This window comes from Paenibacillus sp. FSL R10-2788 (assembly GCF_038003885.1).
Taxonomy (GTDB): domain Bacteria; phylum Bacillota; class Bacilli; order Paenibacillales; family Paenibacillaceae; genus Paenibacillus_AQ; species Paenibacillus_AQ odorifer.
Genome location: NZ_JBBOQA010000001.1, coordinates 2,341,521 through 2,354,818, shown reverse-complemented (window position 1 = coordinate 2,354,818; position 13,298 = coordinate 2,341,521). Strand labels below are relative to the sequence as shown.

The 13,298-nt window shown below is 42.2% G+C and carries 12 protein-coding genes and 1 riboswitch; of the genes, 3 read left to right on the top strand and 9 right to left on the bottom strand.

Features of this window, described 5'->3' with window-relative positions; genetic code table 11:
- Position 1: 1 nt before the first annotated feature.
- Positions 2 to 1,240 (bottom strand): FprA family A-type flavoprotein, encoded by a 1,239-nt coding sequence (locus NSQ50_RS10210; protein WP_036689344.1) that lies wholly within the window; start codon positions 1,238 to 1,240, stop codon positions 2 to 4.
- A gap of 270 nt (positions 1,241 to 1,510) precedes the next feature.
- On the opposite strand from NSQ50_RS10210, the gene NSQ50_RS10205 reads away from it, so the two are divergent.
- Entirely contained in the window at positions 1,511 to 2,527 is a 1,017-nt protein-coding gene (locus tag NSQ50_RS10205; protein ID WP_076100879.1) for a CapA family protein, read from the top strand.
- 77 nt (positions 2,528 to 2,604) lie between these two features.
- Here the strand turns inward: NSQ50_RS10205 and NSQ50_RS10200 are convergent, their stop codons facing one another.
- Both NSQ50_RS10200 and NSQ50_RS10195 read right to left on the bottom strand, forming a co-directional pair.
- The gene (locus NSQ50_RS10200) at positions 2,605 to 3,768 is read right to left on the bottom strand and encodes an NADH-dependent flavin oxidoreductase (RefSeq protein ID WP_256717037.1); all 1,164 of its coding nucleotides are present in this window, start codon (positions 3,766 to 3,768) and stop codon (positions 2,605 to 2,607) included.
- A 112-nt stretch (positions 3,769 to 3,880) separates the two neighbouring features.
- On the bottom strand, positions 3,881 to 4,729 hold the full coding sequence (locus tag NSQ50_RS10195; RefSeq protein WP_036689342.1) for a DUF6612 family protein: 849 nt from the start codon (positions 4,727 to 4,729) through the stop codon (positions 3,881 to 3,883).
- A 117-nt stretch (positions 4,730 to 4,846) separates the two neighbouring features.
- Positions 4,847 to 4,938: riboswitch (cyclic di-GMP riboswitch) on the bottom strand.
- A 203-nt stretch (positions 4,939 to 5,141) separates the two neighbouring features.
- On the opposite strand from NSQ50_RS10195, the gene NSQ50_RS10190 reads away from it, so the two are divergent.
- Entirely contained in the window at positions 5,142 to 5,660 is a 519-nt protein-coding gene (locus NSQ50_RS10190) for an RNA polymerase sigma factor (RefSeq protein ID WP_076100881.1), read from the top strand.
- Entirely contained in the window at positions 5,644 to 7,257 is a 1,614-nt protein-coding gene (locus tag NSQ50_RS10185; protein WP_076100882.1) for a DUF4179 domain-containing protein, read from the top strand. The genes NSQ50_RS10190 and NSQ50_RS10185 overlap by 17 nt, the downstream gene beginning before the upstream one ends.
- A 125-nt stretch (positions 7,258 to 7,382) precedes the next feature.
- Here NSQ50_RS10185 and NSQ50_RS10180 read toward each other — a convergent pair whose 3' ends face one another.
- The 6 genes from NSQ50_RS10180 to NSQ50_RS10155 form a co-directional block, all read right to left on the bottom strand.
- A complete protein-coding gene (locus tag NSQ50_RS10180; protein WP_036689337.1) occupies positions 7,383 to 8,183 on the bottom strand; it encodes a Cof-type HAD-IIB family hydrolase in 801 nt (266 codons plus the stop codon).
- Positions 8,184 to 8,444: 261 nt separating this feature from the next.
- Positions 8,445 to 9,209 (bottom strand): pseudouridine synthase, encoded by a 765-nt coding sequence (locus NSQ50_RS10175; protein WP_036689333.1) that lies wholly within the window; start codon positions 9,207 to 9,209, stop codon positions 8,445 to 8,447.
- A 2-nt stretch (positions 9,210 to 9,211) separates the two neighbouring features.
- Complete coding sequence (locus NSQ50_RS10170; protein WP_076100884.1) at positions 9,212 to 10,732, bottom strand: RsmB/NOP family class I SAM-dependent RNA methyltransferase; 1,521 nt, start codon at positions 10,730 to 10,732, stop codon at positions 9,212 to 9,214.
- Between the two features lie 101 nt (positions 10,733 to 10,833).
- Positions 10,834 to 11,286, bottom strand: a complete 453-nt coding sequence (locus tag NSQ50_RS10165) for a DUF309 domain-containing protein (protein ID WP_036689328.1) — start codon at positions 11,284 to 11,286, stop codon at positions 10,834 to 10,836.
- Positions 11,276 to 12,088 (bottom strand): GTP pyrophosphokinase, encoded by an 813-nt coding sequence (locus NSQ50_RS10160; RefSeq protein ID WP_076223245.1) that lies wholly within the window; start codon positions 12,086 to 12,088, stop codon positions 11,276 to 11,278. The genes NSQ50_RS10165 and NSQ50_RS10160 overlap by 11 nt, the downstream gene beginning before the upstream one ends.
- Before the next feature lie 34 nt (positions 12,089 to 12,122).
- Positions 12,123 to 13,217 (bottom strand): quinone-dependent dihydroorotate dehydrogenase, encoded by a 1,095-nt coding sequence (locus tag NSQ50_RS10155; protein WP_036689322.1) that lies wholly within the window; start codon positions 13,215 to 13,217, stop codon positions 12,123 to 12,125.
- Positions 13,218 to 13,298 lie beyond the last annotated feature (81 nt).

The window sequence follows — 13,298 nt, the reverse complement described above, 5'->3', positions numbered from 1 at the left end:
CCTAAAATGAACTCAGCAGCAAATCCGAAACAAATTCAGCCGCATTTTTAATTTTTTGAACTTTCTCAGGCTCTTTCGGGGAAAATCTGATTCGTACAGGGAACTCTACATGTGTCATCCCCGTGGTTTTAATAACCTCAGATGTGCTTTGCACCGTCATGTTTGTTCCATTCAGATAATCCTGAATGACTTCAATGGCTTCACCACTCCAGCCGTAGGAGCCAAAGGCTGCAGCAAGTTTACCTTCCAGATTCATATTGTGCAATTCTTTCAGAATGTTCTCCAGGTTCCCAATCATGTCCGCGTATTTAGTGGAGCTGCCAATAAAGACCGCGTCCGCTGACGTTATGCTGTTCAGAATATCAGTGGCACTACTTTTATCTGCATCCCAGACCTCTGTCTCTATATTATTTTCCTGCAAGCAATCCTGTATGATTTTGGCCATCTTCTTGGTACTGTTTTTGATGGTGGTATATACGATGGTTGCCTTTTTTCCTTGCGTTGTTTCACGGCTCAATGTGGCGTACATCCCGATATATTTACGTATGTCCTTCCGGATCACAAATCCATGGGAAGGAGCGATCATCCGGATCTCAAGATCCTTAACAGCCTCTAACAGGGTTCTTACATATCTTCTGTGAGGATGAATAATTGCTGCGTAATAGCCCTCGAAATCTTCCGTAATATCAAACCCGGCTTCATCGCTGAATAGATTCTCCACCGCAACATGCGTGCTGAAAATATCACAAGGAAATAAGATTTGATCTTCGATACAATAGGTGATCATCGTTTCTGCGGTATGGAGATACGGTGTTTCTTTAAACAGCAGCGTTTTCCCGCCAATATCCAGCTTATCTCCGTCTTTAACCACCAGGAAGTTCCGGCTATGAAGCTTGTACATTTCCTGCAATTCGGGAACAGCAATCTCGGTGCATACGATCGTGGCATTTGCAGCCTTGGCAGCGAGAGCGGCCAGTCCACCAGAGTGATCAGGCTCTGTATGATTAATTACAATGTAATGAATATCTAGAAGATCAATCATTTCACCCAGGCACTCGGCATATTCACGTCCGAATTCCATATCTACGGTATCAATGACAGTTGGCTTACCTGTTTTTAATAAATAAGAATTATAGGTAGTTCCTTTTGCCAGAATCAGGCGGTGAAATGGAACCTGGCGGTTATCGATTTTGCCTATCCAGTAAGTATCCTCGGCGATTTTTTTGAATTGTGTACTCATTTCTATAACCTCCAATGTTTGATTGATAATGTTTATCAACAACCTTATTTTATTATGGTTGCCAAACAAAAAAGAGGATTTGAATCAAATTATAAAAGTTTGAAAAAAAATGAATACCTTAAATTTAGACGATCTAAATAAAGTGATTATGCGTTGAGTCACATTTTAAATAAAAAGCCATACAAATGTTTGCACTTCGCCTTAAAGAAAGAATAACCCCTAACAACTTTATGCCATATCCTAATGAAAATAATAAAAAGGTGGATATCCATGACTGAAATACAAATAGCTGCTGTGGGAGATCTAATGGTCAAACGTTATATTATTTCGGATGCTAAACAGCCTGACGGAACCTATTCGTTCAGCCCCCTGTTTGCAAAAGTAGCTCCTTATCTAAAACAGGCTGATTTGACAATTGGCAATCTCGAAACTACCTTTGCTGGAAGTGGCCCCGAATGCCGGAAAAGCCCACGTTCAGGCGGTCCGATATTCAAATGTCCAGACGAACTGGCCCCTGCACTTAAGCAAGCCGGATTCGACGTATTAGTAACGGCCAACAATCATTGCATGGATTATGGTGCCCCGGGTCTGGTTCGGACGTTACGAGTTCTAGACCGTAATGGAATCGACCACACGGGAACAGCTAAATCATTAGAAGAATCCAAGAGAACTCTTATTAAAAACGTCAAAGGAATTACGATCGGCATCCTCTCCTACACAGCAGGAACCAACCGAATTCCTGTACCAGTGAGTAAGCCATGGCTGGTTAACCGGATATCTACGCCCAAAATCATTCGGGAGATTCGAGATTTAAAAAAGAAAGTCGATCTAGTCTTGCTTTATCTGCATTTCGGAAGCGAATACCGTTACACTCCAAACAAGAGGCAAAAAGAGCTGGTCAATCTCTTCTTTAAAAATGGCGCCGACATCATACTGGGGTCTCACCCACATGTTCTACAACCGTTAGCGCTTCGTGGAAAAAAACAATTCGTTATTTACTCATTGGGGAATTTTGTTTCGACTAAACTAATGAATATTCCTTATACACAAAGCGGTATCATTCTTACGCTTAAAATAAAGAAGGATGAAAAAGGACACACGAGTATAACTAACGTAGGTTACATTCCGACTTGTGTAGATCGAAGAATAAAAAGCGGCAGGAAAATTACAGAGATCATCCCCATCCGCGACGCATTAAAGAGAAGCGACACCGACATAAAAACAGAACGGCGAAATCTCATGAATCGAATGTTGAAACATACGACAACAATCTTAAAGAGGGAATAGAGTCGTTACAGAAAAATAACGTTCCGCGGAATTACCGCGGAACGTTATAGATATAGCGCTCAAAACTGTGTTTGGGTTTAGCGTAAACGATCAGGCATCATTAATTTAAGGAATTCTAGAATACCATTCTCTACTACGAGTTCTTCTCTATCTTGATCAGCAAGTACTCTTCTGATGATATCTTCTTTACCCTCCAGCACTTTACTTGTCCAATGAGGATCAATGATAAGAGAACGTCCTACTGCTACTAATTCAGCATTTGTCAACGTGTCCTCTGCGTCCTGTTTGGTACGGATATCTCCGACCCCAATTAAAGGTACACGGCCATTGATTTTCTCATGTACATATTGCAGGATTGATTTTTCTTTAAAATCTTCTGATGCAGATACTTTCTTAAAATCCCCTAATGAAATATGCAGATAATCTAGCTTTTTATCAGCTAATTTATCAATAAGATAAAAGGTATCGGTGATTTTAATTCCAGGCTCTTCATATTCTTCTGGAGAAAAACGATAGCCGACAATAAAATCCTTAACCTTTGAATTGTCAACGACAGCAATAACTGCATCCACTAATTGGTTAATGAAATTAAATCTTTTCTCTAAGCTTCCGCCCCATTGATCATCACGACGGTTGGAGTGTGGAGAGAAGAACTGTTGGACTAAATATGTGTTTGCTCCATGAATTTCTACCCCGTCAAATCCAGCTTGAATAGCACGTTGAGTCGCTTTTTTAAAATCCTCAATTACACCGAAAATTTCATCTTCTGTTAATGCTCTTGGAATTTCTGCATTCGGACGTTCGGCAGCAATGGCGCTGGAGGAAACTGGTTGTACGCCACGTAGTATTTTTGAATCTGTCATTCTTCCTGCATGGAATAGTTGTAAAATAGCTTTTGTTCCATTTCGTTTAATAGTAGATGCTAATCGGCTAAGGCTAGGAATAAATTGATCGGAGGAAACACTAAGTTCACCTTCCCATCCTTTTCCACCCTCTTGTACATTTGCTGCCGCAGTGATGACCGCACCTACTTCGCCCGTTCTTAGTGAATAGTATTTCAATTCATCTTGTGTTACTACACCGTCATAAAAGCTCATTCGCGTGGTCATTGGAGCCATAACCACTCGGTTTTTTAATGTCAGTCCTCTGCGAAAAGTTAATGTTGTGTCTAGTGCTATCATCTTTTTCCCAACTTTCATTAAATTATATTTAAACAAAATATTATATACATGCGCATACATATAAATTACAGCAATGATTTATTCTTGTCAACTAATAAACAACTACTGTTGAATACAGCAAAAAGCACTGTTCAGCGGAACAGCGCTTTTTGCTCGATATGAATCGTCCTTATTATTCTAGTTCGGCCGGTTTTACAATGGCTGTACCTTTATTATTCTTGGAGTATTTAGCTTCAATTTTCGTGGTGTATGTATCTTTTGCTCCATCACTTACCAGCACATAACTCAGATCGACTGTCAGCTTTTCCGTTTGCCAGGTCTTAGTATTGACGAATAATTTCCACGTTACGCTTTTGGGTTGAACTGTCTCACCATCCCAGAGGTTCTCCTGGTCATAGAGTTTGATTATCCCCTTAGCTGCTGTCGGATCGGTTACCGTGAATTGTAAGACCGTTTGTGCGCCAGCCGTGCTGACTTTCATGGATTTTTTATAACTTTTGACCGAATCAAGCATGGAAACAGGATCGTATTGGCCTTTAGAGTAAAAGGCATCCCATTCCGTTTTCTCCAGTCCAAGCCAATACTGTGCATCAGGATCGATCGGCTCCCCGTCATCGTCGTAACCTTCATCTTCAGATTCATCGATCAGTTCACTTCCGTCTACAAGATAGTAAAACTCCTTGTCATTGGCATATAGACTGTACGATGTTTCTAAAAGACTACTAGCGACAGTGCCTGCTGCGGCAAAATTCGGCAGACGGTTGATATCCAGCTTCAGAGTGTTGGTGTTGCTGATACGCACCCCGCCGCTTTGAATATCCTGTTTTTTGGTCACATCCAGATGGAAATTCTTTATTGCTTTGGAGGCTGCCGTTACTTTGCTGATCATCTGATCCGCGGTTACTACTGTTGAGGTAGCTGCAGACACTACTCCTGGATTAGACATCCATCCGATCGTTCCGGACAGCAATAAAGCACCTACTGCCAAACTAGTACCTATTGTTTTGAAAAAACTGTTCATGTACTTCCCCTTTCGGCCCCTTGCGATAATGTAACGCCGTATAGGTCGAAATAATAAAAGAGCTCAAAATAGACTACATATTCTTAGAGCTATCCTTTATGCTTCATAAGACATCCCTATGGCGGCCTGGCGATCATTTCCTTCTGTCGAAAGGCTTTAGACCCATGGCTTTGTGTCATCATCTTTCGATGATTTTACCTTTAACGCGGACATTCAATTAGTTTTAATAGATTAGGGACGCATGTCCCACCGCTAATTTTATCATGGTTATAATTACCTGTAAACGACTTATCTTCCATTCGAATTCGCTATGATACTCAGAAGAAATACTACAATCAAAATGAAAAATGAACGATTACATACGCTTATAAGTCTTATTAATGAGAACAGCAGAGACAGGGGGTGCAGCAAAATGAGTGACCGGGAAATTTTCGAGCTCTATAAAGAACAAGTATATTATTTTTGTTACTACTTAATGAAAAATCAGGCAGATGCGGAGGATATTTCCCAAGAGGTATTTGTAAAAGTTATCTTAGCGGATAAGTCGAAGGTAAGAAACTTGAAAGCTTGGATTTTACGAATTGCTTCGAATGAGTGCAGCAGTGTGATCAAAAGGCGTAAGACGGGGTGGATGAAAGAAGTACGTAATTATTTACTATCCAGGTCTGAGGAATCAAACCCTGTAGAAAAACGTTTGGATCGACAGGAAACTAAAAAAGAATTACAAGGGTTATACAGTCAGCTTCCTGACAAAATCAGAATGGTAGTAGTCCTTCGTTTTATAAACGAATTGACTGTACCCGAGATTTCTAAAGTTATGAGCATACCCGAAGGAACTGTAAAATCCAGACTGAACAAGGGACTTAAAATACTAAATAGAATGGGTGGAACCCAACTAAAGGAGCTGAATAGTAATGAGTCTCTATATTGAAAAAGATAAACATATTCCCCGACCGGATTATGATTTGATGTGGACTGCCATAGAACAAGAAGCTTATACACGTCAAAGAAATCTGCATGCCTCCCAGAATACTCCTAGGTCTAATAAAAAGCTTATTCCTATCAGTATTGTCTTCTCTTGCCTCTTACTTGTAACCATTCCTGTATTCGCTAGTATGACGATTAATTGGGATAAAATTGGTGGTCGAAGTGTGAGCAATGCATTAAATAACGGCATCGGTCAACAGTATAATCTTCAAACTTCCATTTCAGGAGTAACAATGAATTTGAACGGTGTTGTAACTGATGGAGAAAAAATGAAAATGCTGTTATCACTTGATACTAAATCTGATCTATCCAAATATACTGGATTTGCTACAGAGGAAAACATCATGACTAGTGAATCCGGTGCCAAGGCAAAGGTATACGGTTATTTAGAATACGATCCTGAAAGCCAGAAACTCATTGGAGTATATGAGACACCTGATACATTAAAGGATGATAAAAAGGACTACAGGTTTGAAGCACGGAATCTCATTTTTTACAGTGATCGGAATATTCCCTTACAATCTAATCATCAAGCAGGGGATACTATCAATACTGGAGTTAAGCAATATCCAAGCATTCAAATCGAATCCGTTCGACATGTTTCCAATCAAACCATTATCCGTTACAAAGTCGCTGCATCACCATCTGACTTAGGACGGGGTAACCCACATTTGGTAGTTAGTACTGGTGGTCAAGAGAATGAAGCAATTCCAACCATCATGCCTAACGAAGGATCGGATTTATTTATTGAACAGGTCTTTAATATAACTGAATCAGATTGGAAGGAAGCTAGTCTTCATTTTAGTTACATTGAAGAAGCGAAACGATTTTCAGGTACGTGGAAGTTCGATTTTAACGCAGATGGAAAAAAAGCAAGTGAGGCGATTTACACTAAGAAACTGTATAACAGTCCTGAATTTCAAGAAAAGACCGGTATGACCTTAGATCAGCTAGTGGTTACCCCTTTGGATATCCAAATTCTAATAGATGAAAATGATTCGCTTAAAAAAGGAATTGTCCACTATAATACCGCTCAGTTGGTTATAGGTGATCAAACAATCACTGGGGGTTGGAATTTGAAGGGAGATCATTCCGAAAGCTACCAGCATTTATTTCAATTCGAATCTCCGGAATGGTATAACGACTGGTCCGATGTTCCAATGAAACTTATATTAAAGGATGCTGTCATTGAGAAACGTGATACTACTAAGAATTGGATCACTATAAACAAACCTAAAGAAGAAAAGCAGTTCACTTCACTTGATGTCGATGGGTTAAAAATTGAATTCACTTACTATACTGAGGGGGGAAATTTGATTGTGGAATCAACATCCAAATCTTCTGGCTTCAAAAGCGTTAACCAAACTACGTTACGGATTAATGGCAAAGAAGTTGTGCCTGAAATTACACCTAAGGGCATGATATCTACAGGAACTAATATTGATAGCTACAAAGATATCCCTTTCGACGAAAAAATCGAACTGAACCCTGGTATCTATAAATATAGCGATCCTAGCCGGAACGAGGAAATTAAACTTTAATACAGGAAGTTAATCTAGGGGCGGATTATTTTTAATAGAATCAATTCTGTTTATGTATCTCTTTTATTTCCTTCACAACAAAAAAAGCATAGAACGGACTCAAGTCCGCTTTATGCTTTCCATTATTAAGATAAACAATATTTAACCAGCGCATCTCGCACACCATGCTCGTTGTTAGACCCCGTTACAGCATTCGCTGCCGCTTTGACCTCAACCGGAGAATTATCCATCGCAACGCCCATACCCGCGTATGTAAGCATAGAAATATCATTAAAATAATTACCGATCGAAAGAACTTCCTCTTGCGGAATTCCCAGCTTCACAGCCAGATTCTTTAAGGCGTTGCCCTTGGAGGCTTCCGGATGCATCAAATCAACGAAAAATTCACCACTGCGCAAAATATTGTACTCATGGGTCCAAGTACGCCATTCACGTTCAGCTTCGTCAAGGATTTCTGGTTGTGTAAATACAGTAAACTTAACAACCGGTTCACGGAAATCTTCCCATGCTGGCAGTGTAGCCGGCACGATACGGAAGTGTTCATACATATAATTGGCTTCTTTGGTCAGGTTTTCTACATTATCTACATACATATCAAAAGCCGTATTCACATCATAATGAATATCATGCTTTCTACAATAATCAATATAAGGGTCAAGACCACGAGCATCCATACCGTATTGATGCAGCACTTCCCGATCTTTCACACGAACCGTTGCAGCTCCGTTATGACCCAGCACATAACCAGACAACCCCATTTCCTCCATAAAAGGAATCGAGTTCTGCGGACTGCGGCCGGTACATAACACGATTTGCCCGCCAAGACGCGTAACCTCAGCAATGGCTTCTTTATTCTCAGTGCTCAAGTGGTGATCATCATTCAACAGTGTACCATCCACATCTAGTGCAATCAGTTTGTATCTCATACTCCCACCATCCTTGTCTTTCTTTTTCTATATATATTGAACCTGGCTATTTGAGTTAAGTTTCAGTCGCAACTGCGGTGAATATTTGGGCTTCCAGCCGCTGTTGTTTCCAGATTTCTTGATTTATACCGTTTAATAGTGGTTGAAATCCGGAAACAAAGGCGGTCGCTATCGCTCTTACAGTTCCAAATTTCCCCTCCGTCACTCCATTCCCTTATCCCAAGTTTCCAAATTCAATTTATATACCATTTTTTCTATATATTATTGTTCTGGTGCTTCTGTACTTAAGAGTGCCAGTTCCTCTAGCGTAAGTTCCCGGCTAGCTCCCAGTGGCAGACTTTCGTCCAGCCTCAATTCTCCCATAGATACTCGTTTCAGAAAAGTGACTTTTTTGCCGACAGCTTGGAACATTCGCTTCACCTGGTGAAACTTTCCTTCTGTGATGATCAGCGAAATATGTGAGATTACTTTACTGCCACGTTCTCTTCCCAATATAGTTAGCTGTGCAGGTAAAGTAACATATCCATCTTCCAGCTCGACACCTGCCGCAAAAGCCGCTACATCGTCTGCATCTACGTCTCCCTCAACTGTAGCTTCATAAGTCTTAGGGACATGCTTGCGTGGCGATAGTAGTTCGTGGGCAAGCTGTCCATCATTGGTGAGCAGAAGCAGCCCTACTGTGTCCTTATCTAACCTTCCTACAGGAAAAGGTTCAAACTGTACATATTCCTGCTTTAAAAGATCCAGAACAGTCCGATCCCGCTTGTCCTCTGTTGCCGACAGAACTCCCGGTGGCTTATTCATCATAAGATAAATAAATTCACGATAGGTAACAAGCTCGCCGCCAACCACAATTTCATCGTGATAAGGGTCTACATGAAATCCACTATCCTTGACGACTGCACCATTCACGGTAATTAAACCTTGCTTGGCTTGTTTACGAATATCGCTGCGTGATCCTACCCCCATATGGGACAATACTTTATCTAAACGCTGCTTTTTTGCAGTTTTCCCTGATAGGCTCATTCTTACATCCACCTCCAGCCTGCGGGATATTCATTCTTGAGCACACCGTCCTGCCACTTCCCCCAGCCTGCACTATAACCATCTATGCAGACCAGTACGTATCCTTTTTGGGTAGTTCCTATTTTAATAGAGAGACGTTCTTGACTAATCAACAATGTCTCTCCTTTAAGATAGGAAATAGCTTCATTACTCGTACTGGAAAGTGAGACACTTCGGCAGCTCTCTTCAGGGTGTAACGCGGTAGCCATTGGATGTCCTGGGATAAATCTGCCGTTACGGACATGTCCTACATACCATCCTGGACGAATCGCCTTTAATCCATTTAATCTTTCCTTAGGTAGTGGGGAGATGTACAGATGATCACCGAAGAAAATCGGATACCCTTTTGGCTCCCAGCCAAGCTGATCTTTTATAAAATCTCCATATGCAGCCAATGCTTGCTCTTCTCCTGAACCTTGACGGCCACGTTCAGCGCCAGCAGCAGATTTATTAGAGAACTTACCTTCTTTCCCTCGTCTGGCTTCTGGTTTGTTTGAGGATTTAACATGAGCAGTGCCTTTTTTATTCGTATTCCGTGTAACTGCGCTCAACTTAACTTCGGCTTGATCACGTTCCTCCGCAGATACCTTTGGCCCTACATGCTGCAGCACAGCCATGAAATGTCCTTCACCTTTTACTTTATGCGGCCATAGTCTTGCCGTCCCTGATAATTCTCCAAAACCTGGAGCAAACGAGCCAGTGCCTCCAACTGTAATCACCGAAAACTGTGGATGTTCAGAAATAAACTCCGCTATAATTTCCTCATTTTCTTCTGTAGCAAATGTACAGGTGGAATAGACAAGTGTACCTCCCGGTGCCAACGCTGTTGCAGCAGAACGTAAAATATCCCGCTGCATGGCAGCATATTTGGCAGGTGTACCTGAATCCCACTGCTTCACCATGTCTTCGTCTTTACGGAACATCCCTTCACCTGAGCATGGAGCATCAATCAAGATTTTGTCAAAATAAAGCGGGAATGCCGCTGCAATATGATCTGGACTTTCGTTTAATACGATACCGTTGCGCACCCCATACAGCTCTAGATTTTTGGCTAAGGCTTTCGTGCGTTCTGGATGAAGATCATTGGTAACCAACAAGCCTTCTCCTGAGAGCTTGGCAGAAATCTGTGTGGATTTGCCCCCAGGTGCAGCGCATAAATCAAGGACACGATCTCCTGGCTGTACATCAAGCAGTTCCACAGGTGCCATAGCGCTTGGCTCTTGAATGTAATACAATCCTGCGTGATAATGTGGATGTTTACCTGGTCTGGCCCCATCCTCTGTATAGAATCCGGTTGGACACCACGGAATGGGTTCCAGCTCTAAAGTGGAAAGAGCTTTCAATTTCTCCACTGAAATTTTCAATGTATTAACACGAACGCCTCCGTTAGGGGTCTCCTTGTACGAATCCGCAAATTGATTATAATCCGTTCCCAGCAAGTCCATCATACGCTCGCTGAAAGAACTGGGCAGTTGTGCCGCCATGATGCCGTCCTCCTGATAGTACTGCTAAAATTTAGGTGTTTAAAGATTCAAGGAACACCCTTACGGGTGTCCCTTTGGCAATACTCATTTATAGAGGTTCATTATTTACGATGAGAAGAGGTCGGTCTTTGAGGACCTCGTCGTTGAGGATTATTCGGTGTGATCGCCATAGCCGCAGAGTTCACTTCGTCCGCCAGACCTTGATCAATGATTTCTATAGTCAGATCATAATAAGAAAATGGCTGCTGCTCACACGACTCCAAGCGGCGAACATAATCCTTCACTTCCACCACTAGCTTAGCCAAATTAATGCCAAGTGTCACTGCTGAATATTCTTCCAGCTTGGCAGCAGCCCCACTTAGCATAATCGTTGCACCACGCATATTATTATTGCGGCAATGGTACAACCCAACAGCTACTTGGAGAAGTGCTTTGTACAATGGGTCGCGTTGCTTGGCAAGCCATAGCTCTTCGAGCACCTCGTGACATTCGAAATAATCCCGGTCACGATTAAAGTACACTAGATAAGCCAAGTACAACGGATCATAAGCCATCCGGCAAACTATCCTTTTTAGCTGCGGAGAGAAGTCCCCGTACATGATTCAGAAGCTCCTTCATCGCTTCCATGTCCTGAGCCTGCCATATTTCGTTAAATCGAGCCTGAGTATCTATAGCCTCATTCACCAAATGATAGAAATACAATTGATGAATAGATTTGAGAATTTGAGTCGTCATATTCGAGTTTTCCTCGAAGGTCTTTTGTGCTTCCAGGATTTCATCACGAATACTGGACATTTCGCTGTCCAAGATGGAGGCTGCTTCAGCTGCAGTTTTCAAGCGCACTCGCATTTCATCCGGCAAGCTTTCCCGATATTTATAATTCAGAGAGTGCTCTATGGTTGCCCAGAAATTCATAGCTAGTGTACGAATCTGGATCTCTGCGAGCACTATTTTTTGTCCCAGAGCTGTCTGCACAGGATATTTAATAATCATATGAAAGCTGCGATAGCCGCTCTCTTTATAATTGGTGATGTAATCCTTCTCATACAGGACTTCAAGATCCTTACGAGCCCGGATATATTCAGCCACTCTGCGGATATCCTCCACGAACTGGCACATAATCCGGATCCCGGCTATATCTTCAATGCCCGTCTCCAGATCTTCCATCTTCACATTCAGGCGCTTAGCCTTCTCCAAAATGCTTGACAGCCGCTTTACACGACCAGTTACGAATTCAATCGGCGTGTATTCCTCTCTTTTCTTCAACTCCGAACGCATTGTTTTGAATTTAACTTTCAATTCTTCCACAGTCTGTTCATATGGAAGCAAAAAAGTTCCCCAGTCCCTGCCGTCCATCGCCTTCGTCCTCCTGTCCTTTCGACTCCTTCAATCAGTGATGATCAGCACCCACTGCTTCAGAGATATGACTGAATCCGTCCCGCCGTAAGAGCTGCCGTAATCCGGCATGCAGCCTGCGGTTAACCTCCGGTCCTTCGTAGATAAGTGCTGTATAAATTTCGACCAGACTTGCGCCTGCTCTTATCTTGTCATACGCATCCTGACTGGTGAATATGCCCCCTGAACCTATGATCGGCATCTTCCCTTCAGTCTGGCGATAAATCCTACGGATGATTTCCGTTGACCGGTCACGAAGCGGCTTACCGCTTAATCCACCTGTCTCATTAGCCTTTTCATGACTAAGTCCATCCCGGTTCAATGTAGTATTCGTAGCAATAATACCATCCATACCAGCTTCTGTCAGTGATTGAACCATATACTCCAATTCAGAATCACTGACATCTGGAGCAATCTTAACCAACAAGCTCTTATTCATGCCTGTGGCTTTACGCTGAATCTCCATTTCTTCCTTTACTTGTGCTAGCAGGAACGCTAATTCGCTGCCATGCTGGAGACTGCGCAGCCCCGGCGTATTTGGTGAGCTGATATTGACCACAAAAAAATCACCGTACGGATAAAGCGTACGGATACACTGACGATAATCTTCATGAGCCGCTTCATTACTAGTTATTTTATTCCGTCCAATATTTACTGCTATTGGAACTCTGCGATTTTTTAATTTTTTTAGACGCTCTGCCATAGCGTCAGCCCCTTCGTTATTGAAGCCCATACGATTGATCAGAGCTTCATCAGAGGGAAGACGGAACAAACGCGGGCTATCATTTCCCGGTTGACCCTTAGGGGTAACCGTCCCCACTTCCATAAATCCGAATCCGATCGAAGAGAATCCAGAAACAGCCTCAGCATTCTTATCCAAGCCTGCTGCCAGTCCAACTGGAGTCGGAAAATGTATGCCAAACAGATCAACTGCTAAATCTGCCGTTTCAGGAACGCCATACATTAAACGCAATGCCGCGCTTCCCCCTGGAACTGACGATGATTTGTCCAATCCACCTATGACGAGATGGTGAGCCTTCTCAGGGTCCAGCTTAAAGAAAATTGGTTTACCAAAATTACGATACAACACCGTTCTCGCTCCTTAAGGGGTACTTCACTAATCCACGTGTCTACCCGATTCTGTAGGTTTCTTCTTAATTTTAGCCTTTTC